Annotated in this window: 25 protein-coding genes; 8 read left to right on the top strand and 17 right to left on the bottom strand. The window is 43.3% G+C overall.

Annotated features, from left to right (window positions below; all coding sequences use genetic code 11):
• The first annotated feature begins 112 nt into the window (after positions 1-112).
• Complete coding sequence (locus tag ABES02_RS18900) at positions 113-3004, top strand: DEAD/DEAH box helicase (protein ID WP_430138268.1); 2892 nt, start codon at positions 113-115, stop codon at positions 3002-3004.
• Between the two features lie 86 nt (positions 3005-3090).
• On the opposite strand, the gene ABES02_RS18895 is transcribed toward ABES02_RS18900, so the two are convergent.
• The gene (locus tag ABES02_RS18895; protein ID WP_430138265.1) at positions 3091-4014 is read right to left on the bottom strand and encodes a DMT family transporter; all 924 of its coding nucleotides are present in this window, start codon (positions 4012-4014) and stop codon (positions 3091-3093) included.
• A 115-nt stretch (positions 4015-4129) separates the two neighbouring features.
• Between ABES02_RS18895 and ABES02_RS18890 the strand changes: the two genes are divergently transcribed.
• Positions 4130-5524, top strand: coding sequence for a PLP-dependent aminotransferase family protein (locus tag ABES02_RS18890; protein ID WP_430138262.1), 1395 nt, complete (start codon positions 4130-4132; stop codon positions 5522-5524).
• 3 nt (positions 5525-5527) lie between these two features.
• Here ABES02_RS18890 and ABES02_RS18885 read toward each other — a convergent pair whose 3' ends face one another.
• The 3 genes from ABES02_RS18885 to ABES02_RS18875 form a co-directional block, all read right to left on the bottom strand.
• Positions 5528-6016 carry a DinB family protein gene (locus tag ABES02_RS18885; protein ID WP_430138259.1) on the bottom strand — a complete coding sequence of 163 codons (489 nt, stop codon included), beginning with the start codon at positions 6014-6016 and terminating at the stop codon, positions 5528-5530.
• A 387-nt stretch (positions 6017-6403) separates the two neighbouring features.
• A complete protein-coding gene (locus tag ABES02_RS18880; RefSeq protein WP_430138256.1) occupies positions 6404-7240 on the bottom strand; it encodes an aldo/keto reductase in 837 nt (278 codons plus the stop codon).
• Positions 7241-8452, bottom strand: a complete 1212-nt coding sequence (locus ABES02_RS18875; protein WP_430138253.1) for an MFS transporter — start codon at positions 8450-8452, stop codon at positions 7241-7243.
• Between the two features lie 146 nt (positions 8453-8598).
• On the opposite strand from ABES02_RS18875, the gene ABES02_RS18870 reads away from it, so the two are divergent.
• Positions 8599-8970 (top strand): winged helix-turn-helix transcriptional regulator, encoded by a 372-nt coding sequence (locus tag ABES02_RS18870; protein WP_430138250.1) that lies wholly within the window; start codon positions 8599-8601, stop codon positions 8968-8970.
• A gap of 99 nt (positions 8971-9069) precedes the next feature.
• On the opposite strand, the gene ABES02_RS18865 is transcribed toward ABES02_RS18870, so the two are convergent.
• On the bottom strand, positions 9070-10182 hold the full coding sequence (locus ABES02_RS18865; RefSeq protein ID WP_430138247.1) for a 3D domain-containing protein: 1113 nt from the start codon (positions 10180-10182) through the stop codon (positions 9070-9072).
• A gap of 252 nt (positions 10183-10434) precedes the next feature.
• Entirely contained in the window at positions 10435-10884 is a 450-nt protein-coding gene (locus ABES02_RS18860) for a hypothetical protein (RefSeq protein WP_430138245.1), read from the bottom strand.
• Positions 10885-11063: 179 nt separating this feature from the next.
• Between ABES02_RS18860 and ABES02_RS18855 the strand changes: the two genes are divergently transcribed.
• Positions 11064-11504: a helix-turn-helix domain-containing protein gene (locus ABES02_RS18855; RefSeq protein ID WP_430138367.1), complete on the top strand. Its 441-nt coding sequence runs from the start codon at positions 11064-11066 to the stop codon at positions 11502-11504.
• A gap of 210 nt (positions 11505-11714) precedes the next feature.
• Here the strand turns inward: ABES02_RS18855 and ABES02_RS18850 are convergent, their stop codons facing one another.
• Both ABES02_RS18850 and ssb read right to left on the bottom strand, forming a co-directional pair.
• Complete coding sequence (locus tag ABES02_RS18850) at positions 11715-11948, bottom strand: hypothetical protein (RefSeq protein WP_430138242.1); 234 nt, start codon at positions 11946-11948, stop codon at positions 11715-11717.
• Positions 11938-12381, bottom strand: coding sequence for a single-stranded DNA-binding protein (ssb, locus tag ABES02_RS18845; protein ID WP_430138239.1), 444 nt, complete (start codon positions 12379-12381; stop codon positions 11938-11940). Before ssb ends, ABES02_RS18850 begins: the two co-directional genes overlap by 11 nt.
• Positions 12382-12627: 246 nt before the next feature.
• Here ssb and ABES02_RS18840 point away from each other — a divergent pair, with 246 nt between their 5' ends.
• Positions 12628-13059, top strand: coding sequence for a YwpF-like family protein (locus tag ABES02_RS18840; protein ID WP_430138237.1), 432 nt, complete (start codon positions 12628-12630; stop codon positions 13057-13059).
• An 87-nt stretch (positions 13060-13146) separates the two neighbouring features.
• Positions 13147-13401 (top strand): hypothetical protein, encoded by a 255-nt coding sequence (locus ABES02_RS18835; RefSeq protein WP_430138235.1) that lies wholly within the window; start codon positions 13147-13149, stop codon positions 13399-13401.
• Positions 13402-13436: 35 nt separating this feature from the next.
• Here the strand turns inward: ABES02_RS18835 and ABES02_RS18830 are convergent, their stop codons facing one another.
• The 6 genes from ABES02_RS18830 to ABES02_RS18805 all read right to left on the bottom strand — a co-directional run bounded on the left by ABES02_RS18830 (position 13437) and on the right by ABES02_RS18805 (position 17988).
• Complete coding sequence (locus ABES02_RS18830) at positions 13437-13784, bottom strand: hypothetical protein (RefSeq protein WP_430138233.1); 348 nt, start codon at positions 13782-13784, stop codon at positions 13437-13439.
• Positions 13785-13914: 130 nt separating this feature from the next.
• Entirely contained in the window at positions 13915-14349 is a 435-nt protein-coding gene (fabZ, locus tag ABES02_RS18825; protein ID WP_430138230.1) for a 3-hydroxyacyl-ACP dehydratase FabZ, read from the bottom strand.
• A gap of 94 nt (positions 14350-14443) precedes the next feature.
• Positions 14444-14749 carry a DNA-directed RNA polymerase subunit beta gene (locus ABES02_RS18820; protein ID WP_430138227.1) on the bottom strand — a complete coding sequence of 102 codons (306 nt, stop codon included), beginning with the start codon at positions 14747-14749 and terminating at the stop codon, positions 14444-14446.
• Positions 14750-15301: 552 nt separating this feature from the next.
• Entirely contained in the window at positions 15302-16303 is a 1002-nt protein-coding gene (locus ABES02_RS18815) for a rod shape-determining protein (RefSeq protein WP_430138225.1), read from the bottom strand.
• Between the two features lie 301 nt (positions 16304-16604).
• Positions 16605-16877 carry a sporulation transcriptional regulator SpoIIID gene (spoIIID, locus tag ABES02_RS18810; protein ID WP_007086083.1) on the bottom strand — a complete coding sequence of 91 codons (273 nt, stop codon included), beginning with the start codon at positions 16875-16877 and terminating at the stop codon, positions 16605-16607.
• A gap of 517 nt (positions 16878-17394) precedes the next feature.
• Positions 17395-17988, bottom strand: a complete 594-nt coding sequence (locus ABES02_RS18805) for a pyroglutamyl-peptidase I (protein WP_430138223.1) — start codon at positions 17986-17988, stop codon at positions 17395-17397.
• 67 nt (positions 17989-18055) lie between these two features.
• Between ABES02_RS18805 and ABES02_RS18800 the strand changes: the two genes are divergently transcribed.
• Positions 18056-18364, top strand: coding sequence for an MGMT family protein (locus ABES02_RS18800; RefSeq protein WP_430138220.1), 309 nt, complete (start codon positions 18056-18058; stop codon positions 18362-18364).
• Positions 18365-18460: 96 nt separating this feature from the next.
• On the opposite strand, the gene ABES02_RS18795 is transcribed toward ABES02_RS18800, so the two are convergent.
• From ABES02_RS18795 to ABES02_RS18785, 3 genes are all read right to left on the bottom strand, one after another.
• Complete coding sequence (locus tag ABES02_RS18795) at positions 18461-20458, bottom strand: penicillin-binding transpeptidase domain-containing protein (RefSeq protein ID WP_430138217.1); 1998 nt, start codon at positions 20456-20458, stop codon at positions 18461-18463.
• Positions 20459-20501: 43 nt separating this feature from the next.
• The gene (locus ABES02_RS18790) at positions 20502-20957 is read right to left on the bottom strand and encodes a hypothetical protein (RefSeq protein WP_430138214.1); all 456 of its coding nucleotides are present in this window, start codon (positions 20955-20957) and stop codon (positions 20502-20504) included.
• A gap of 113 nt (positions 20958-21070) precedes the next feature.
• On the bottom strand, positions 21071-21904 hold the full coding sequence (locus ABES02_RS18785; RefSeq protein WP_430138212.1) for a peptidoglycan DD-metalloendopeptidase family protein: 834 nt from the start codon (positions 21902-21904) through the stop codon (positions 21071-21073).
• Between the two features lie 427 nt (positions 21905-22331).
• On the opposite strand from ABES02_RS18785, the gene ABES02_RS18780 reads away from it, so the two are divergent.
• Entirely contained in the window at positions 22332-22460 is a 129-nt protein-coding gene (locus ABES02_RS18780; protein ID WP_430138209.1) for a hypothetical protein, read from the top strand.
• The last annotated feature ends 159 nt before the right edge of the window (positions 22461-22619 follow it).

The following is a 22619-nucleotide window of genomic DNA, read 5'->3' as shown; positions in this document are numbered from 1 at the left end:
AGTTTTGTCTATTTTTTAATGTGCTTTGTCTAATTAAACATTATTTGGAAATATCCAACTATCCAAATGGGTCCTTATAATGCCCCTTCCCAATTAAAGGAGTTCGTGTAACATGCTTAAAACAAGGTTTATGAAATTGCTGACAACTAAATTAGGAGATGACCGCTTTTTTCTTACGGCTCAGGACGAACATGGCCACCATATGGACCCGTCCACGTGGAAGAATCTTGTTTTTAGCAACCATGAGGAAAGCTTTTTTGGAACGCTGCTTGAGACCGAGACCGTCGATGGGATTGAAGGTGTGTCCGTCAGCGGCTGGCAGCTGGTTTCCCTTTTTGCCAAAGAGTCGTTCAACCGCTTTATTGAATGGGACTGGAATGAACAATCAGAGCTTTGTCTTGCCGCGGCGGCTTCCCTTCATGAAGGCATTTTGGAAAAAGACTGGCTGCCGGATTTCTCGGTATGGGAGAATGGTGAGTTCCGCTGGAAGCTGCCGGAACGGGTCCAGGATGAGTTTGATCCGTCTTTTTGGGAGCAAGAGGTTGAACCAAATGCCTCCCAAACCACAAGCTCCTATATTTCTGATTTGTACAACAGCGCCCTCGATGCCTACCTCACAAGGAATTCAGCGATGAAGGAGCTGTTCGGGCCAAAACTCGACCTCCTGAAAAAGCAGAACATCTCTGGTGGAGAACTAGCCCGCTACTTCGATGAAGAAAGCTGGCTTGTCTGGGTCGGAATTAAGGAAAGCGATACCCCGTTCACTATCGGGCTCCGGTTGGATGAACCAATTGAAGGTGAAGGGGCCTGGACGCTTGATGTCTTTTTGCGTGGTAAAAAAAATACCGATGAAGTCTATGATATTGAAGGTGTTGCCAAAATCCCTGCAAAGTGGCGGCCCTTTTTAGAAAAAGTCGACCGCGAGCAGGAACGCTGGGTGCGATTGATTCCCTGGTTGAGTGAGGACGACTACTTTAAAACCCATCTTAGCGAGGAAGAAGCGTGGATGTTTTTAACGGAGGCAAGTGAGACGCTTTTAGCACTCGATGTGGAAATCCTCCTCCCTTCTTGGTGGCAGGCGATGAAAAACGCCAACCTCAAGGTGAAGGCATCATTAAAAGGGACGTCCAGCCACCGGCCATCGTTCGTCGGACTGCAGGCCATGCTTGACTTTAACTGGCGGTTCTCGATGAACGGAGTTGACCTTTCGGAAGATGAATTCGGACAGCTGGTGGAGGAAAAAAGAAGGCTTGTGTATATTCGTGGCCGCTGGGTCAAGCTCGATCCGCAGTTCATCCGCCAGATTCAGGATTTGATGAAGCGGGCGGAAAAAGAAGGTCTGCACGTTCGCGATTTACTCGAGCAAGAACTCGTTGAACCGACTGAATCCGAGGATGAACTGGAAAATCCAAAGGCGTTCGCGAAGATTCAAATTGAATTGAACCGACAATGGAAGCAAATGGTCAAACAGCTTTCCGAGGTGCACGAAATTCCACTTGTCGATGTACCTTCAGGGCTGAACGGCGAACTCCGTCCCTACCAGCAGCTGGGCATGAGCTGGCTCTGGTTTCTGCGTCAATACGGATTCGGCGCCTGCCTCGCCGACGACATGGGACTCGGCAAAACTGTCCAGCTTATCTCATATTTGCTGAAGGTGAGGGATGAGGATGCGGTGCCTGACACCATTACCACTACCCAGAAGGGGAAAAATAAAGAGGATACACCTGCGAAAGTTCCGACCAAGTCTGCACTCATCATCTGTCCGACGTCTGTGCTTGGAAACTGGCAGAAGGAGCTAGAACGCTTTGCTCCTGAAATGAACGTCTATTTGCATTACGGCTCGAATCGTCTCAAAGAGGATGCTTTTTCTGAAAAAGTCCAAGACGCTGACGTTGTGCTCACCTCATATGGACTGAGTCACTTGGATTCTGAAGAGTTCGAGTCCAAGCTTTGGAGCTCGATTGCCATTGATGAGGCGCAAAACATTAAGAACGCGCAGACCAAGCAATCGAAAGCCGTACGCAAGCTGCGCGGCCGACACCACATCGCGCTGACCGGAACACCGATGGAAAACCGTTTATCCGAGCTCTGGTCAATTTTTGATTTTACCAACCATGGCTATCTTGGCAGCTTGGGACAATTCCAGAAAAAGTTTGTCATTCCGATTGAAAAAGATGAGAAAAAGGAAAAAGTGCAACAACTGCAGTCATTGATTCGGCCATTTTTACTGCGCCGCACGAAAAAGGATGAAGAGGTCGCTCTCAATCTTCCAGACAAACAGGAGCAAAAGGAATATTGCCCACTTACCGCGGAGCAGGCCTCATTGTATGAGCAGCTCATCCATGATACGTTTGCTGAGATTGAAAAATTGTCCGGCTTTGAGCGCAAGGGGTTAATTTTACAAATGCTAAGCCGCCTAAAACAGCTGTGCAACCACCCTGCCCTCTATTTAAAAGAAAAGTCGACGGATAGGCAGCTCTTGGATCGTTCCAATAAATTGGAGAAGCTTGTCGACCTGATTGAGGCGGTGTTGGAGCAAGGCGAAAGCTGTCTGATTTTCACACAGTATATTGAGATGGGTGAAATGATTCGTTCGACCTTGAAAAAGAAATTTGGTGTCGAAGTGCCATTCCTTAATGGAAGTGTTTCGAAGACGCAGCGTGATAATATGATTGAGCGGTTCCAAAACGGTGAGTTCCCAGTGTTCTTGCTGTCATTGAAAGCTGGCGGAACCGGCCTGAATCTGACGGCGGCGAACCACGTCATCCACTACGACCGCTGGTGGAATCCGGCCGTTGAAAACCAGGCGACCGATCGCGCCTACCGCATTGGCCAATCGCGCTTTGTGCACGTGCATAAGCTGATTTGCACGGGTACACTTGAGGAAAAAATCGATGCTATGCTTGAGAAAAAACAATTTTTAAACGACCAGATCATCCAAAGCGAAAACTGGATTACCGAACTGTCCACAGATGAACTGAAGGATTTGGTATATTTGGGGTGAACCCAGCAAAAATGCCCGGTTTTTATAACCGAGCATTTTTTTATTTTTTCGCTCTTCGGAGAAAAAAAGTTTGAAGGGCCCTAATTTTAATGTTTTACATCCCAAAAAGCAGCCCGCTTCCTCAATCTCAGCTCCCGTAATGTTTTAAAATTAACTAATACCGTTCCAGCAATTATCGTCACCGTCCCTATCGCGGTTAGCCACGAAATATATTCATCATAGAAAATCACTCCCAGGATAACGGCAATTAACGGTGAGATATACAACCATGTAGAAGGAAAGACCGGATTTGTCCGTGAGACCAGCCAATAAAAAATGGTATGGCCGATCATCGAACCAACAATCGTTAAATAAAAAAGTGAACCAATGGAAGCCGGGCTTAAGAGTTTATCACTCTGAATGTCCTGGGTGAAAAGAGATAACAAGATTAATAATATCCCGCCATGCATCATTTGCGCCGCATTCAACGCAATCGGCGATGTCGTTTCAAATTTTTGGACGACATGCTTTGTGTAAATCGCCCCGGTTGCGTAAAAAACCTCTCCAACTAGAATGGCAAAGCACCCAATCATCCAAAAGGGACTTACCTTGATTGAAAAACTAGGCAAAATCAACAACGCAACACCGATGAGCCCGACCAAACAGCCCATGAAGGATAACCGGTTCCCTTTTTGCTTCAAAATCACTGTTTGAATCACTAAAATCATCATTGGGCCTGTCGCCGATAAGACAGCGGCAATCCCTGATGTCACATATTGTTCAGCCCAGTATAGGGTGGCAAACGTCCCAAACGTTAAACAAACTCCTGTTAAAAACACTTCTTTCCTAAATAATAGCCTTAGCTGCGTTTTTTCTTTCCAATGCATAAAGCCAAACAGCAGCAAGCCAGCCATGAAAAATCGTAGACCAGCAGATAAAAAGGGCGGCACCCCTGCATCCACACCAATTTTTATCCCCAGGAATGTCGTTCCAAAAATTAAGCACATCAAGACAAAATTCATTACAACCATTCCGATAACTCCTCCTTTTTTTCTATCATAATAGAAGGGCAATAGAACAGATGGTATCAGATAGAACAGATTGGCTTGAATCGTGGTAAAATCAGTTTAATGAGGGGGAATCAAAGTGAAAGATTATCTTTTTCAAAAAGTCTATGATTATGTCGTGCATAGAATCGAGCGTCGAGAATGGAAAGAGCATGACAAGCTTCCCTCCGTCCGCCAATTGTCCTCTGAAATGGATATTCATCGATTAACGATCTTAAAGGCATACCAATTACTAAAACAAAATGGCAAAGTATATGTAAAAGATAAGTCAGGCTATTTCGTCCAACCTGAAGGGACGGAAAACCTGGAACATTTCGATAACCCCATCGTTTCTGCCTATGTACAAAAGAATCATTTATCGGAAATCCATCAATCGCCCGTTTCCTATCATTTTTCACAAGCGTTAATTGATCCCAATCTTTTGCCCAATCATTATTTTTCGGATTACGTCAAGAAAGTGTTTGACCTTTATCCCAAAGTTCTTGCCACCTATTCAACCGTTCAGGGGGATACAGAGCTACGCGAGACACTTAGCCGATATTTTATCAACCAGTATAAAACCTATATCCATCCCGATTATCTGTTAATCACTTCCGGATCCCAGCAGGCGATTCACTTAATTGCGCAAGCTTTGATTAAGCCAGGAGATCTTGTGCTATTCGAACGACCAAGCTATAGTGCAGCGATTGATATTTTTCGTGCACATGGAGCAAAAATCGAAGCGGTTGAGATTCATCCAGATGGGTACGATTTAGCGGAAGTGGAATTATTTCTTAAAAAATTTAAACCGCGCTTGTTCTATCTCAACCCAACGTTCCATAACCCGACTGGCTATACGGTTCCAGCCGCTCAGCGTAAAAAATTGGTGGAATTGGCGGAACAATATCGCTGTCTATTAATTGAGGATGATGCTTACCATGACATCTATTTCGGTCAGGCCCCTCCGCCGCCGATTTACACCTATGATACGGCCGGGACCGTCATTTATATCCGCAGCTTTTGCAAATATATCTCACCTGGTTTACGGATTGCGGCGGTTATTTGCCAGTCATCGTTAATGCAATCCCTTATCACGGTAAAATCGTTATCCGATAATGGATCACCGCTTCTCAATCAAAAAATATTCCTCCACTATTTTTCATCCCTACGAATGCAGCAGCACTTGGCGAAACTCCGGATCGCCCTGCAAATTCGTAAAGAAATCATGGAGGAAGAACTGAAAGCAACGGATTGGCACTGGACCAGTCCTATAGGTGGACTGAATTTATGGGTGAAGTTGCCTGATCAACTTAATACTGAAGAATTATTAACAAAAAGCATCGAACATTCGATATCCTTTGTGCCGGGGCAAGTTTGTGATCCGTTAAAACAGCGCTCCTCCTGGATCCGTTTAAGTTATTCTTATGTGAATGAGAAGCAGCTGCGTGAAGGGGTGAGTAAGTTTGTGGATGTGGCACAGACTCTTTTGAAGTGATATTTAATCATCAGTACCTAAAACATCTGTATTTGGCGGTTGATAACCCATTTGGCGCATCATCGCGACGATTTGGCCTTTATGATGATATTCGTGGGTGATGGTATGCATAAGCAACTTTGCAGGCGTGATGGTGAGTGGTTCTGGTGTTTCTCTCCATGGGATGTTCCTTTGAATCGGCACATTCAATTGTTTACCGATTACTTCAAATACCTGGTTAACATAAGAATCCACCTGTTCAAAACTTGCTTTTATTTCAGATAAATTCATTTTTGGCAAATCTTCTTTGGGAGTAAGCGGCTTCGTTGTTTTTAATAAAACAAAGGAGCCCAGCCATGCGTGATAGCAATCGGCGATGTGGACCAATGTGTCTCTCACACTTTGAAAGCCAAATCCATTTTGACGGGTAAGATCCTCAGGTTCCAGCTCCTCGCAAAAATCAAGCAAGATTTTCCGGGTCTGCTGGACCCAAGTATATTCGTTTTGATGCATACATACACCTGCTTTCTTAAAATGATTATTACATTTAAAAAAATAACCAAACCCACTTTTGGATAATTATAGAAGAAACGATGAAAAAAGTAACCTCTTTTTTTGGTTGAGATGGGTGTCAGGCACCTTTAGTGGACATATGTTTGTGTGCAGTGTACAGATAGTGATTTTTGTTATGAAAAAGGGTTCCGGTGGTGTTTGCCGGAACCCTTTTTCGTTGGTTTGGTTTTTTATTTCGCTGATTTTTGGTTTAATTTCGCGGAATTTCTTGTTTATTTCGCGGAAAGTCCAATTTATTTCGCCTAATTTTTGATTTATTTCGCCGAAATCACGATTAATTTCGCGAAACCCCTAATTCACACCCAAAATTCAAACTCTATAGATCTATTAAAAATCAAAATTATCAGGATCTGGTCCGACGCGATGGTTTTGGTTCATGGAGTCGATCCGTTTCATGTCCTCTGCAGAAAGCTCAAAGTCGAATACCTGTGAGTTTTCGATTATGCGCTGCTCTTTGACCGATTTTGGGATGGTAACAACGCCGTTTTGCAAGTCCCAACGCAAAATTACCTGCGCCACAGATTTCCCATACCTACCTGCTATTTCTCGCAAATCCTCGTTATCCAGCAGCTGCCCTTGCATTAATGGAGACCATGCCTCCATTTGAATTCCATTTTCTTGGCAAAACGCCTGAACTTCTTTTTGTGATAAGCGCGGATGGTACTCCACCTGGTTTACCATTGGTTTGATTTCCGCCGCGCCCATCAAATCTTCAAGATGATGAACTTGGAAATTGCTGACGCCGATTGCTTTTACGCGCCCTTCCTTATACAGCGTCTCCAGTGCCCGCCAAGCTTCCTTGTATTTACCCTCAACCGGCCAATGCACCAAGTATAAGTCTAAATAATCCAATCCCAGTTTCTCTAAGCTTGTTTCATAAGCGGCGATCGTTGATTCGTAGCCAAGGTCAGCATTCCAAACTTTTGATGTGACGAATAGATTGGAACGAGAGATACCTGCTTCTTCCATCCCCTCACGGATTCCTTGTCCGACTCCAGCCTCATTTTCATAGATGGCTGCTGTGTCAATGCTGCGATATCCATGTTGAATCGCAGACCTCACTGCATTCACCAGCACAGGACCTTCCTCCACTTTAAATACGCCTAAACCGAACCATGGCATTTTCACACCATTGCTTAATGTTGTTGTTGATTGTAAGTTCATTTAACAAACCTCCTCTAATTTTGAAAAACTATTGTTATCACGCTGTTCCAACGCTCGACTCACTCCGGTTAAAACGACCGCTCCCAGGACCATCAACCCGCCAATCCATGTGGTATGGATAAGCCCAATCGAATCAGTAATCAAACCGCCAAGGTAAGAACCAATGGCAATGCCCGCGTTAAATGCTGCGATGTTCAGCGCCGATGCCACGTCTACAGCACTCGGTACGAAACGCTCCGCCAAAATCACAACATAGACTTGCAAGCCTGGGACGTTCATAAATGCGAGTAGCCCCATTAAAATAATTGTTATTAAGCCGGCGATTTTAAAAGGTACTGTGTACATCAAGGCAAAAAGTACAAGGGCCTGGACGATGAACATATAGAACAAGGAACCAATTGGATTTCGGTTCGACAGCTTCCCTCCCACCATGTTTCCAATTGCAATGGCAAGACCGTATGCGAGTAAAATGATCGCCACAGTTCCTTCTTTATAACCAGTTACATCCTGTAGCAATGGTGATAAATAGGTGAAGACAACGAATGTCCCGCCATACCCAAGTGCCGTGATGCTGAAAAGAAGTAAGAGACGGCCATTGGTCAGGGGCTTGAACTGATCTCGAAGCCTGTTCTGAGTTCCTTTTTTCAAAAAAGAAGGAACGAGAACGAGGTTAGCGATCAAGCCGATGATGCCGACCGCGACAATCAGGATGAAGGCGAGCCTCCAGCCGAATTGTTGGCCGATGAAGGTTCCAAATGGCACGCCGGTCACGGTGGCGATGGTGAGGCCGGAGAACATGATCGAGATGGCGCTCGCGCGGCGGTTGGCCGGGACGAGGTCAGCTGCAATGGTGGATCCGATCGACATAAAGACGCCGTGCGAAAGGGCAGAGATTACTCGTGCGGCCAGCAGTACGGCGATGGATGTGGCGCTGGCAGCGATGCTGTTGCCGATGATAAAAATAATCATGATCCATAGCAGTAAGGTTTTGCGTGACATGCGCGATGTCATTGATGTCAGGATGGGTGCACCGAACATGACCCCGAGTGCGTATAGAGAAACCGTCAGTCCTGCGGTGGTGACGGATATGTGTAAATCTTTCGAGATCAGCGGCAGCAATCCGACGCTGATAAATTCGGTGGTTCCTATGGCAAAGGCACTTACGGCTAAGGCTAGCAGTGCAAGTGTGCTTTGTTTTTTATTTAAAGGCATGGTGTATCCTCCTTATGTTTGTTTTTCGACTTGCAAATGTTATTATGAGGTATATGAGTTACATAAGAAAGTACGTACTTAAAAGTGCTATAGGTACCTGTAAGTGCTATAGATACTTTTTGGTGCCTATTCATTAGGAGGTAATTATGGAGAGAAAGAAATATAATATATCGGTAGAAGCGACGCTTGAGGTAATCGGGGGTAAGTGGAAGTGTGTGATCCTTTGCCATTTAACGCATGGGAAGAAACGGACCAGTGATTTGAAGCGACTGATGCCGAATATTACGCAAAAAATGCTGACCCAGCAATTGAGGGAGCTGGAGGAGGATGGCGTCATCAATCGGATTGTCTACAATCAAGTTCCGCCAAAGGTAGAGTATGAGCTAAGTGAATACGGTAGGAGCCTGGAAGGTATTCTGAATTCACTTTGTGCTTGGGGAGAAAAGCATATCACTAAGGTATATGGAGACAAATTCTCCGTTCTAGAGGACAATATTCTGAATAATAACCTTAAATAAATTCTATGGTCAATGAAAACCAAATCACGGCAACAAAATCCATCCAAAAAAAGATCCACAAACCCTATAAGTTTGTGGATCTTTACTTAATTATATTCTCTATTGCAAGATGACGACTTTCACTGATCTTCTGCCCCATGATAACGCTTGAGATTGGGTTGGCATAAACACGTCGATTCTGTGGCCTTTGATAGCCCCACCCGTATCGCCTGCAATTGCAACGCCATAGCCTTCTACCCATACTTTACTGCCTAGAGGGATAACACTTGGGTCAACGGCAATCAATTTAATGTTTGGATTGGCCTTTAAATTGTAGCCTAAAGTAGTTATACCTGAGCATCCTGCGCAGGAAGCAGTATACGCGGTTGACGTTACATATATCTCTTTGCCCTTTACCGCTGCATCTGGTTTGCTTTGAGTTGGAGCTGATACAGGTCGTGCTTGTGAGGCAGCTTGTTCGCTCGCAATCTTCGCTTGGATGTCTTTCATCTGTGACTCAATGCCTGCTTTTTCCTTCTCGGCAAGCGCCATTTGTTGCACGATTTGATTATATTTTTGCTGCATAGCGGTTAAAGATTGCTGCCTTTTTTGCATATTTTGATCAAGCTCAGCCTGTTGTGCAGCGAGTACCTTTTGGTCTCCTAGTAAAACCTGTTCTTGTCTATCAATCTCTTTTTTATCGTCTTCAATCTTTTGAAGGTCTTCCTTCTGCGCTGTTAAAATTTCTTTATCCGCGTCCATTAATGCGGATGCCGCACTTGCTCGCTGAATGAATTCAGAGATGCTGTCTGATTCGAAGAAAAGATTGATGATTAAACTTACGCTATCATTCTGCTGAAGAGCGACTGCTCTTTGCTTCATAATCCCTTTACGGGCAAGGATTTTATCCTCAAGGGCGATAATTTCCTCTTTTTTCTTCTCGATCAACTGGTTGGTTGCATCGATTTTCTTTTGCGTATTAGCCATAGCTTCTTTGTTCTGTGTAATAAATGTATATAGTGATTCTAATTCTTGCTGTATAGATTCGATTTCTTTATTTACGGTTTGTTTTTCTTGTGCTTTCTGCTCTACTAAACTTTGTTTTTGCTCAAGCTGCTGCTGAGCATTATGTAGGGCTTGGCTATTTGTTTGTGCATATGTAACCATTGTTCCTGATTCACACAACACAATTGTAAGTAACGCGAGAATGATACGCTTTATTGTCGTTTGCATACGCTTTCCCCTTTCCTTAGTAATCTATTTATACCAGAACAATGTACCAGTTATGTTACAAATAGATTAAAAGAGTATCACAAATTGTCATAATACAATGGAAAGTGTCATTTCTGTGTCATAACAGTGTCAGATTTTCGAACTGTTCAATCAATGGTGACATCAATGGTGACAGGCACCGCCCGTGGACATTCTCTCTTATTTGTCCACGGAGGGAGGACAGCAACAAATCATTCATTGCATTTACCTGATTCAGGTTGTTTCCCTTCGGAATTCACCATAAAATTCCCTTTCTTCACTTACCTCCAGTTCCTTTTCCTCCGATAAAACGCGGGCTTTCTTCTTTTTTAATCTGCTTGTTTTTCCACGTGGGAAAAGGCTTAGATAGGAAATGGTACTCCCTTCTTTAATCGCAAAATGGTTAAAAAAGTCGAAGACTTCTGATTCGGTTAGATCATAATTACGGGAAAAAATTTGTAATGATTGTTCTTTGTAGATGAGATGGATGTTGGAATCAAAGAAATGGATGGAAATGTTTGCGTTACTGCCTAGCGGGATGGCTTCATAGGAAGGGGTTCTAGTTGGGTGAGATAATTGTTTTGAAAGTAAGATGGCATCGAAAAAACTGGGTTTTCTCGTTATTCTCAGGTTTTGCTTATCTTCTCGTTCTCCAATAAAAATCAATGAATGGCTATTTTTCAATCAAAATCCCCCTAAATATCACTTCGACCTTTATTATTCGACAAAAATTTCTATATTCCTCCATTTGGACTAGTCTTATTTACCCACACAGATCTATTCGTGCAACATTTTCACATTAACAAACGTGCATTGTGCACACATTTAAACCTTCGAACCCTTTTTCTCGTTAAGTTAAAAACATCAATTGTTTTTACGGCGGTGAGAAAAATGTCTTTATCGGAAAAACTAAGAGGGCTTCGCGACAAGCAAACTGGTCACAAGAAACGCTGGCTAAAATGATGGAAATGCACCGTTCAACTGTTGGTCGATATGAAACAGACAGAGCCGTACCAAATTACCAAACGGTTATCCGCTTTGCGGAAATATATAAGATCGATAAAGAATATTTAGTGGATGGGCTCGATAAACTGCTGCCAAACGTGGAGGCACCTGGGTTTGTTCTGAAGGAAAAGCTTGAGGGTCCGGATATTTCCATCATTCTTCAACTATTACAGAATAATCCGGATTTAAAAAAGCACTTGTCGAATTCCAATTATTCACACCAAAACGCCAAGCCTTTTTTTACGGATGGGATTGTAAACTTTATTAAATTAGAAAAGAATCACAAAGATAAAATGTAACATCAAAGAAGCCGCTGACACGTGTTCAGCGGCTTCTCTATAAAAAAAACAGGGGGGTTTTTCAATTAGTATATCCAGTTCTTTATTTTTTATACACACATTGACAAAATCGATTTACAGCAAAAAAATTCCGGCTGCCATAGCCGGAATTCAACTTTGAGGATACTCGCGTAGACATGCTTGATTTTCTATGAATGGGGAAATCACAGGTTAGCTGATGTGAATCGGATTATTTTTGGAATTGGAGCGTTGGTGTGGGTATTTAGAGTGGATTCTAATGAGGCCTTTTTCCCTGTTTTCAAGCTGCTCCTCCATAATGAGGCATTCCAGCTGACCGACGCGCTTTTGCAGGCTGTCGACAGTATGATTTGCTTTTCCAACCATTTTGATCAAACTTTCTAGCAGCTGCTCTAAGTTGGCAGCATCCTTTTTGTTAAAATCCAATGGTGACTTCCTCCCTTTTTTGTTCAGGTACGGGGTCATGTTTTGGCTCACTGACAGGATTTTGTTTTTGTTCATGGGCAAAATCATGTTTTTGCTCAGGCACTGTATCGTGGGGCTTTCCGCTGAGAAAGCGTACGGTTTCAGCGACCACTTCTGTCACATACACGCGTTTCCCCTCTTTATTATCATAATTTCTCGTTTGCAGGCGGCCAGTTATCCCTATCAAGGCGCCTTTTCGGCAATATTTGTAGGTGTTTTCGGCCGCATTTCGCCACAGTATACACTGTACGAAGTCAGCTTCAATCTCGCCATTGTGGTTGCGAAAGTGGCGATTCACCGCTAACGTGATGTGGGTGACCGCAGTCCCTTCCGTCGTCTTCTTTAAATCCGGATCCCTCGTCAACCTTCCGACAAGAGTGACTTGATTAATCATGTCTACAACTCCTTCTCGTTTGATGGTTTCATCATACAACCCGGTCTTCCCTACTGTAAAACCGACTTCAGGACTTATTCCGGGCCATTTTCACAAGAAAAACCGTTTTTCTAGGGGGAATTTGTCAAAGTAAGCTAGCAATTTTTCAAAAAAGACTATATTTACTTAATTCGACAAATATTTTTCGACATTTGCTTTCGGGAAGCGTATGCTATAATTAGGAAAAAATAAACACAGGAGGTTACGATGAAATCGTTTAAGTTATTCTCGTTGGAAGTTGTAGAAGATGACACTTCGGTTGAAGTCCCGTTAGAAGATGGCTTGATTCTCAATAAAGAAGACGACCGCTCCACCTGGCTGATGGAAGCTTATACCGATCTCGCCCTCTATGATTATTTCAAAAACATTTTAGATCAAAATCGCGACATCATTGTTGAGGCGGTCATCACAAAAAAAGAGAACGCTCCGGCGTATTTTCAGACCAAAATTAGCTCGTTAACGAAATTTGAAAAGCATATCAGTGTGCTTTTTGAAGGCCATTTGCGCCGCAATAAGAGCGACTATTCCGAGCTTCTGCTTGAAAATCTTCTCCAAAAGGGCCTAGCTGGCCCAGCCCTGCTCAGTGAATTCAAGGACAAAATGAAGAGCAAGCCAAAGCTGAAAGTGAAGAATACCTAATCCAAACCAGTCCTCGGACTGGTTTTATACATTTTTTCCCGATACCAAGACATACTTAGAGTAAAGGTATAAAAGGAGTGGAACATTTTGAGCGGTACGATCAGTTTGCTTATTGCCATTGCCATTGCGGTTTACTTGGCAATCGATGCTCCTAAGCATCATAAGAGCCGCTGGCTTTGGGCGATTCTAGGATTTCTTTTTGGGCCGATTGCCTTGGGGATTTACTTAATTCGTACAAATCGGAAGGTGCTCGGCTGGATTATGACGATTCTCTTCGGACTGGGTTATATTTTATTGATTCTCTTGGTTATATTAGGAGCCGTATTTTTTTCACAACTGTAAGAAGGGACAAGCCGCTAGGGGCTGTCCCTTCTTTCTTATTCGTCTTTATTATCTGCGTCGTGGCGGTCAATATCATCCTCGATAATTTCTTCACGAGGGGTATTGTTGTCTTTCGATGGGTCTTTGTCCGTAGGCCTATTTTTGTCCTCAGATTCTGGATAATGGTCTCGGTCAATGACATTGTTGTCCCTTAAATTACGGTTATTCAAATTATTTTCGTATCTGTCATTAATACCATCATTATCCAAATCATTATCGATATTGTTATTGGTTGGCGTCGGAGGATTTATATCATTTTTGGTATTGGTATTACATCCAGTTAACCCAACCAACATGGCAGATAGGATAGACCCTGAAAGCAGTAATGATATTCTTTTCTTCAAGGCAGAAAGCCCCTTTCCACTAAAGTTTGACCTTTTGGTCTGCTATTAGTTTCCCCAGGGCACCGCAAATGTTTTATGGAACTTTTTTGAAAAAAAACAACCGGGATGCCCCGGCTATGTTTTCTGAAACTTATTCTTTTTTGTCCCCTAAGGCAAAGGTGATTTCTGCTTCGCATGCGACTTCGCCATCCACGGTCGCAACGGCTTTTCCTTTTCCGATTGGTCCGCGCAGGCGAGTGATTTCTACCTCAAGGCGAAGCTGGTCGCCAGGTTTTACTTGCTTTTTAAAGCGACAGCCATCAATTCCTGCAAAAAAGGCTAAACGGCCGCGGTTTTCTTCTTTTTTCAGCATGGCCACTGCCCCAACCTGAGCGAGTGCTTCTACGATTAAGACCCCAGGCATTACTGGATAGTCAGGAAAATGTCCATTGAAAAATTCTTCATTGGCGGAAACATTTTTTATGCCCACCGCCCGCTGGCCTTCTTCCACTTCTAAAATGCGGTCTACTAACAAAAATGGATATCTGTGGGGGATAATTTCTTTAATTTGATCGATATCAAGCATGTGTTTAGTACCTCCTACTAGTATCTGATGTTTATTCTTTATTCTACTACTTAAGGTACACAAAAAGGAAGGGAATTAGCTCCCTTCCTTTCATTTATTTTTTATCAATTAAATCGCGAATATGTGTCCAGGTCGACTCTTTAAAAACATCTGCTGCTTTTCCATTTCCAAGCACCCCGTAGCCTACGACGGCTCCAGCCGCTAAGCTAACAAAAACAAATACGACGAGGAGCACAAGACGAAGCCAAATCGGAATCAAGCGGACCCTGACCCGCTCTTTGCCTTTTTGCGGTTTCGCTGCGGTCTTTTCGTCCTTTGTTTTTTGAACCGCTTCGAAATTGGCCTTTTTATATTCTTCTCTCGTTCGCATTTGTTCGCGATTTATATTATTTACAGACATGCTTTATTTCCCCTTTAACCTAATCCCACAAACTAGCTGCGGATTCAGTGAGTTAATACATATTATGTCACATTTATTCTATTATAAAAAAATATTCATAATTACACATTAACTTTTTACAGGAAAAAGTCAATCCATGTAAAAAATCCCCGAAAAAATGAGGAATTTTTTTTTAAGGCCCTGTCCAATTGGCTGTTGATTTCCGCTCCAGGCGCTCGCTTTCCGCGGGCGTGCCGGGGAGCCTCCTCGTCGCTTCGCTTCTGCGGGGTCTCCCCTGCCCCGTACTCCCGCAGGAGTCTTCGCGCCTTCCGCTCCAATCAACGAGTTTCGAAAATCAACAATGTTCTTTAACATAGCTTAAATAAAAAAGTCCAATGACTGAGGCTTGTCCTAGCCTGCTACATTAGACTTTTTGCTGTTTGAATTATTTGTCAGAGGTCATACAACAACACTGCTGAATGTCCCCAAAAATTTTTCCGGTTGGGAATTTTAGACCTATTTTCAAAAAATAACCTAATTTCTGTTCAGAACTCAGATCTATTTTTCAAAAAATCATCCAAATTTTCGGTTCGGAATACGATCGATGTTGTCTAGCATGATGCCTGTTCCGATGGCCACGCAGTCCATTGGATTTTCCGCAACTAAAACGGGAACCTTCAGTTCATCCGCAAGCAGCATGTCGATACCGTGCAGCAATGCTCCGCCGCCTGTTAAAATGACGCCACGGTCAATGATGTCAGCAGAAAGTTCTGGCGGTGTGCGCTCAAGAACACTTTTTGCAGCCTGAAGGATAACAGCCACAGATTCGCGTAATGCTCCTTCAATTTCTTCTGAACGAACCGTAATCGTACGCGGCAAACCGCTCACCATGTCACGGCCGCGGATTTCCATTTCCTCTGAACGTGAACCTGGGAATACCGTACCGATGTTAATTTTAATATTTTCAGCGGTGCGTTCCCCGATCAACAGCTTGTATTCGCGCTTGATGTAATTGAGGATCTCCATGTCGAACTTGTCACCGGCCATTTTGATGGAGGAAGAAGTCACGATATCGCCCATTGAAAGAACTGCAACATCAGTCGTTCCTCCCCCGATGTCCACTACCATATTGCCGCTCGGCTGGAAGATGTCCATGCCGGCACCAATTGCCGCCACTTTTGGCTCCTCTTCTAGATAAACCTTTTTACCACCGCTCTTTTCTGCCGCTTCGCGGATTGCTTTTTGCTCCACGCTTGTAATGTTGGTTGGGCAGCAAATCAAGATGCGCGGTTTTGATAAAAAGCCTTTTACATTAAGTTTATTAATAAAATGTTTTAACATTGCTTCTGTTACGTCAAAGTCAGCGATGACGCCATCCTTAAGCGGGCGGATCGCAACGATATTCCCAGGTGTACGTCCAACCATCCGGCGTGCTTCTTCACCTACGGCTAGTACCTTATTATTATTTTTGTCAATGGCAACGACAGAAGGCTCGTTTAATACGATTCCACGGCCTTTTACGTGAATCAGCACGTTAGCCGTTCCTAAATCAATCCCAATATCCCTTGCAAACATTCTCTTTTCTTTCCTCCTCAAAGCGGAATTCCACATACTTTTCCTAATTGTCTATTGTATCATATTCATTACAATTTCCATAACGTTTTAAAATAATTACGTAGAAATTTGCGGAAAACTGTCGGTTAGGAGAGAAATACAAGGGAATACCATGATAAATATAGGTTTGTTCGAAAAATTTTTTCAAATTGACCCCGATCATTTGTACGGCTTATGACACAAAAAGTGATGCTTGAAACGAATTTCAAACATCCCCCAAAATTGACTATGTTGGAATTTCTTTTGAAGGTGTCGGCATGGACTATTTGACAGCCTCTCCTTCTTTTTCTTCCTTCTGATACTTCATTTTTGTCGCCTCGCCGCCCCTCAAGTGACGAATCGATTTATGATAATCTAAAATTTCTTTTACTTCGTTTGCCAGCTCTGGATTAATTTCAGGAAGTCTCTCTGTCAAATCCTTATGGACTGTACTTTTGGATACGCCAAACTCCTTCGCAATCACGCGAACCGTTTTCCTCGTCTCCACGATATACTTTCCAATCTTGATAGTTCGCTCTTTGATGTAATCGTGCACACTCTCGCCCTCCCTAAATTGGATGTGAGTAGTGTGAAATGAGACCCGCTTATCACTTCGACGAATTCTGCTTCCGCATATTTTAATGGTGACAGGCACCACAAAAAGACATTCCCACCATTTTGTCCACGTAGGGTGGACACTTTCTTTTATGATGGATCACCATGCGGCAGAAAGTAATTTACTTTCTTATCATACAATGAATAATCATGTCCCCGGCTAAATACCCGCTAACTTCAAACGACTCTTCACCTCAAACACTCTCTTTGTAAAGGTTTGTAACCATTTTATTAGCTTGGATAAAGCTTTATGCACAAAATCCACAATCAGGACAAGGGCTAGTCAGAAGTTTTTTGAAAATAGGACAATTTCATTTTTTTCGACAATCATAAGAAAATGAGTAAACCCCTTATTCTGCCAGGGTTTCTAAGGGAAATACTTCTCGCCCGTTTATTATTTCCTGAGAAATTTGTCGATGAAAAGATTTTTCAAAAGTGTCATTTTTCTTGCTGTATTGCTAGTCCAAAGCTTCAATCATTACCTTAACCGCCTCTAATAAATCTCGTTGCGACCAGGATGGCATCTCTTTTTTTCCATACAGCACCAGCTCATGTGAAGCTGGAATATGCACGAATCCCGTCGGCCTCTCCTTCAGCTCGTGCAAAAGCAAATACATGATATTGTTACACAAATACGTTCCGGCCGTATTCGAAATTTTCGCCGGTAATCCTCTTTCATTGAGCATATTGACGAATTTCCTTATTGGCAGTGTGGAAAAATAACCTGTCGGACCATCTTCGATAATTGGCGCATCCTGGAGAACGACACCGTTATTATCCGGTTCACCATCACGGCAATTGATCGCCACTCGCTCGGGAGTGATGACCGCTCTGCCTGCAGCTAGACCAAGTGAAAGCACGGCATCAGGATTTATTTGTTTTATAGTTTCTAACATTCGATTTCCAGCCGACTCATATTCGACAGGCAGCAGCAATCCTTTTACCACAAATCCTGCGATTACCGTTCCATCAAGCTCGTTGACAATTTTTTCAGTTGGATTTATCGGAAAATCTAAAAATGGTTCAAACCCTGTTAAAAGTAATGTTTTCATCTCGATACCCCGCTCCTTTATCAATATTATATAATGGTTATACGTTGCTAGAAAGGAATCAATCATCGTGACACCCTTTACCGAAAATGTCGTTGAAATCATTCGCAATATTCCTGCTGGAAAGGTCATGACCTATGGTCAGATTGCCAAACTGGCTGGCAGTCCACGTGCAGCGCGCCAGGTTGTCCGCATCCTTCATTCCATGAGCAAAAAGCATCGCTTGCCCTGGCACCGCGTCATCAGCGCTAAGGGGCAAATCGCCCTTCAAGACGATGAATCCTATCACGAACAATTGCTGTCTTTAGAGGCAGAGGGAGTTGAAGTAGGATTAAATGGAGTGATTGACCTGGAAAAATATCAATATAGGCTGCCTTAAGGTCAAAATTGGTATCAGTTTAAGCAGGAAACACTGATGGTTCCCACTTCACCACTTCAAAAAGACCAACTCGCCGCGCGAATTGGTCTACAAAAATCATTTCCATTTCATAAAAACACTCTTCACTTTTTTCACCGGCACCTGCGATCCGCCTCGGCCCTGCACACCCTCGATCATCATCGCCATCATCAGACTCGGATTGTTCGTGTTGTAGGCAATGAACCAGCCGTTTTCGGTGCCCGTTTCACCTTGCTTCTGCTTAATTTCAGCCGTGCCTGTTTTTCCGGCCAAAGGATAATCAGCCATATCGGCGGCATGAGCCGTACCGCCCGTATCGCCCACCACCTTCCTTAAGTCAGCTGCGATTAGCCCTGCGTGTTCACTCGAAACCACTGCTTCCTTCCACACTTGGCTCCGCTGCTCTTCGTCCAACAATATCGGCTTAATCATATTGCCATTGTTGATAAATGGCGTGTAGTCAGCCATTAAATGGACAATGCTCATCTGGATTTGCCCCTGTCCGTAGCCCGTATCGGCTAGCGATATATCGCTGTCCAGCGCGCCAATTCTCGAAGTCTCCAGCGGATATGGATAGGTGAGTTCTTCCTCAAAGCCAAATTTCTTCAGCCCGCTCGCAAACGCATCCTTGCCAATCTTCAAGGCCGCCTGGGCGAAATAAATATTATCCGAAAACACAAACGCTTTCTCCAAATTTATCGGGCTGCCCTCATGCACCCGCGTGACAAAATAACCGCCCCACGATGCATCCTTTTGCCATTTCTTGCCCTGTATCGTCTCCGTATCGCCAGGCGATATGGCCCCGCTCTCAAGCCCCACTGAGGCCGTAATAGCTTTCATGACCGATCCTGGCGCATAGGCCTGCTTAAATCGGGTCGTCAGTGGCTTCTTCGGATTCTCCTGCAGCGCCTTCCATTCGTCCGCTGTGAAGCCGAGCGCCGCTTGGTTCGGGTCAAAGGACGGTGAGCTAACCAGCGCCAAAGTTTCCCCACTAACAGGATTCATCGCCGCCGCAGCACCGGCCTCCCCGCCCATTTCATCAAAGATCGTCTTTTGCATCTCCGCGTCAATGGTCAGTTTAACATTCTTCCCATCCACCACTGGTTTTTCCGCAAGCACCACCGCTGAACTTCCATCTTTCTTCTTAATCGCGATTTTCACGGCGCTCGTGCCCTTCAGCTGCTCATCCAGCACCTGCTCCAACCCGCGCTTGCCAATCACATCACGGCTCGTGTAGCCCTTATCCTTCCGCTTCTCCAGCTCATCCGCCGTAATCGGCCCAACATACCCGACCAATTGCGCCGCAGCCTGTCCATAAGGATAAATCCGTGCCCCGACCTTTCGCGTCTGCACCGGCTCCAGCGCCACCAACTGAGCGATACGCTCCGTATCGTCCATCGATACAGATTTCAGAGGCACAAACAACTCCGGCTTCACCCAGCTCGCACTGAGCGCCTTATTGATCTGCTCAGGTGTCATCTGGAGCAACTGCGCAAGCTGTGCCATGACAGGCTCATTCACCTTCCCGGCAATCACGCCTACCTCATACACCTGTCCATTCACTGCCAGCCCATTGCCATTCCGGTCGACAATCTCGCCCCGTTTCGGCGCAACCGTGCTCAGGCCAATCGTATCCCCCTCCTTCAATTTTGGAAAAATGTACTCAGTATTCCAGTCTACATACCAGTTCTTCTTATCGTCTCTGTCTTCCTTCTGCAAAGTAGCTTTGTGGGTAAATTGAATAGATCCAGCAATACTGCTCATTTTAGCGGTAAAAGAATATTGGGCTTGTTCCTTGTCAGCCTGCTTATCCTCTTTTGGTTTTTTGAAGTCAATCTTGAGGTCTTGAATCTGAAGGTCTTGGTAGATTTTTTGATAGCGGTTTGTAAATTCGTCTTTGGTGATTTTCTGTTTCGCATCATTTGAAAGATAATCATACATCTTATCAAACTTCTGCTGATTCCATAAGGCTATGTAGTCAGAGAATCTGTCCTGGGGTGTGGGTTCCTTACTACAGCCAGCGATAATCAAGGCGGACATCAGCACAATTAGCAGGATCCCGAATATTTTTTTCAAAAAAATCCCTCCTTGTCCTTCTATTTTAACAAAAAAATCCAGCTTATTCACTGGATTTTGGTTTGTTTATGAATAGTTGAAATCCATATAGTCCTAGTGCAAAACTGAGTGTGGTGTATAGAAGCTGTTTTGGTGTAATCCGGGTTAATTTATATAGTCCTAATTTTTCAAAGAGTGTATTAAGCGGATATAATAGCATGGTGTCCATGAATATATTGACCAACCCATATAACCAGAATCTCCTGAAGGTCAGATGGAATATCCAAATCGTGCCGATAAAATAGGGTCCAAAAATGAAGCTAAAGTCGTTAAAGATTTTCTGCGAGACGCCGCCTTTTACTTTCCACCATTTAAACCGAAATGACAGCATGCTTAATATTAATACCAGCAGCGATGAAAAAGTGGCTACTGGTGTATACTTTTTCACAGTTTCTTTTGGCAGATAAAAGATGGTCAACCAAGAGATAATTACTAATCCTATCCGAATAATTGTTGGCATGATACTCCCCCATGAAGTAAGTCTACACGAGGTTAGTTTTTCAAAAAATTGTATTTCCATCCTTAAAATGCAAAAAAAAGAGGAGAGTTCCCTCTTCCCCCTTTATAACAATATTAAGAGTTTTTCTTGTCTTTTGAGTTTGTTGATTCGTCTTCTTTATCAGATGGAGTGTCCGTTGAATCTGGATCTTCAATCATTTGATCCTCTTGCTTTTGTTTCGGCATTTCCACTGACTCTGTGCTATCGTTCGAAAGTGTGTCTTCCTGTAAAGCACTCAACGATTTGTTAAAATATGTTGTTGGGTTTACAGCAACGCCATCTTTGCGAATTTCAAAATGTACATGCGTTCCAGCTTTTTCATTGAACAAGCTTTGCCCAGCCTTGGCAATCACTTGATTTTGTTTTACTTGTTCGCCAACCTTGACCTGAATGTCTTTTACGGATTGATATTGGGTCACAATCCCATTGTCGTGCTCGATTTCAATCACGTTACCAAGTGTAGCATCTTCTTCGACACGAGTAACAGTTCCGCTAAGTGATGCCAATACATCAAATGATTCGCCGTTTTTCGCCGTAATGTCGACACCTGTACTTTGGTTGTAAGTGTTATCGTAGTATACTAATGCTGCTTCTTGATCTTCAGCTTTTCCCTTGAAATCATAGAATTTCGTTTTGATAACTGGAGCATCTTCCATTGCAACCGGCATTTTGAAGTTTTCTAGTGCTTTGTTAACTTCTACTGCTGGAGCTTGGTTCTTTTTACCCGCGATATCAGTAGACTTGTAGTCATACTTATCTGTGTTACTACCGCTCGCTTGATACCAAAGAACTCCGGTTAAAATGATTGCTGCACTTGCAATATAAATGGCTGGAAATACCCAACGCTTTTTGAAAAAGCGTTTAACGCTGGAACTTTGAGAAGATCGCTTGTTTTCTTCCTCTCTCATTTTCATCACCTCAGCAATCATTCTGAACAGATAAGTAGAATTATATACACTAGTCTGAAAAAATTTTTAAAACTTATTTTTCGACACTGAGGAAGTTTTTATGCATAAATGGAGAAAAAATTTTTTCAGCCCTTTATGCGTTTACTAGAGTTAATAAAGTAAATTCTATTTTTATTGGCCCTTGAAAAGGTGAAGTCCAGTTTATGGAGGATTCTCTTCGCACTTGTTGGGGATTCGATATGTAAAAAATGTCGTAGTTCTGAGTTTGTAATCGAGGGCTTAATGAGAAGAAAATAATCATAGATGGCTTGAATATGAGCAGTTTTTGAATGGCAATTGAAATTCCGGCAGATCCATCTACCATTTTTATAGTTCATTGGTATAAAGGGGCAGTCAGGACATTGGACTCCCGTGGGGATATCTTTATATGAAAGATGATAGTGGTCAAGTATATCGAAATTTTCAGGTGTGTGGCTGGTTAATAGCAGGCGTTTTCTCCTATTATGAAGTATCAGCCCTATTTGGACTTAGATCCGTTGCAAAGTCTCACTTTTAATTACCTTTTTTGATACCCCATCCATTTTCAGTCTGAATTTGATGCTAGATTCATTGCCAAATGCACATGATTAGTTACCATTTTTGATGACCTGACCATTTATAGGCCGGTTTTGGGAATTTATCGGGCACTTTCATATTTTATCGACCACTATTTAAA

It is taken from the genome of Neobacillus pocheonensis (assembly GCF_050477905.1).
Lineage (GTDB): Bacteria > Bacillota > Bacilli > Bacillales > Cytobacillaceae > Neobacillus > Neobacillus pocheonensis_A.
The sequence above is the reverse complement of the archived record's forward strand: the minus strand, read 5'-3'. Positions and strand labels throughout refer to the sequence as shown.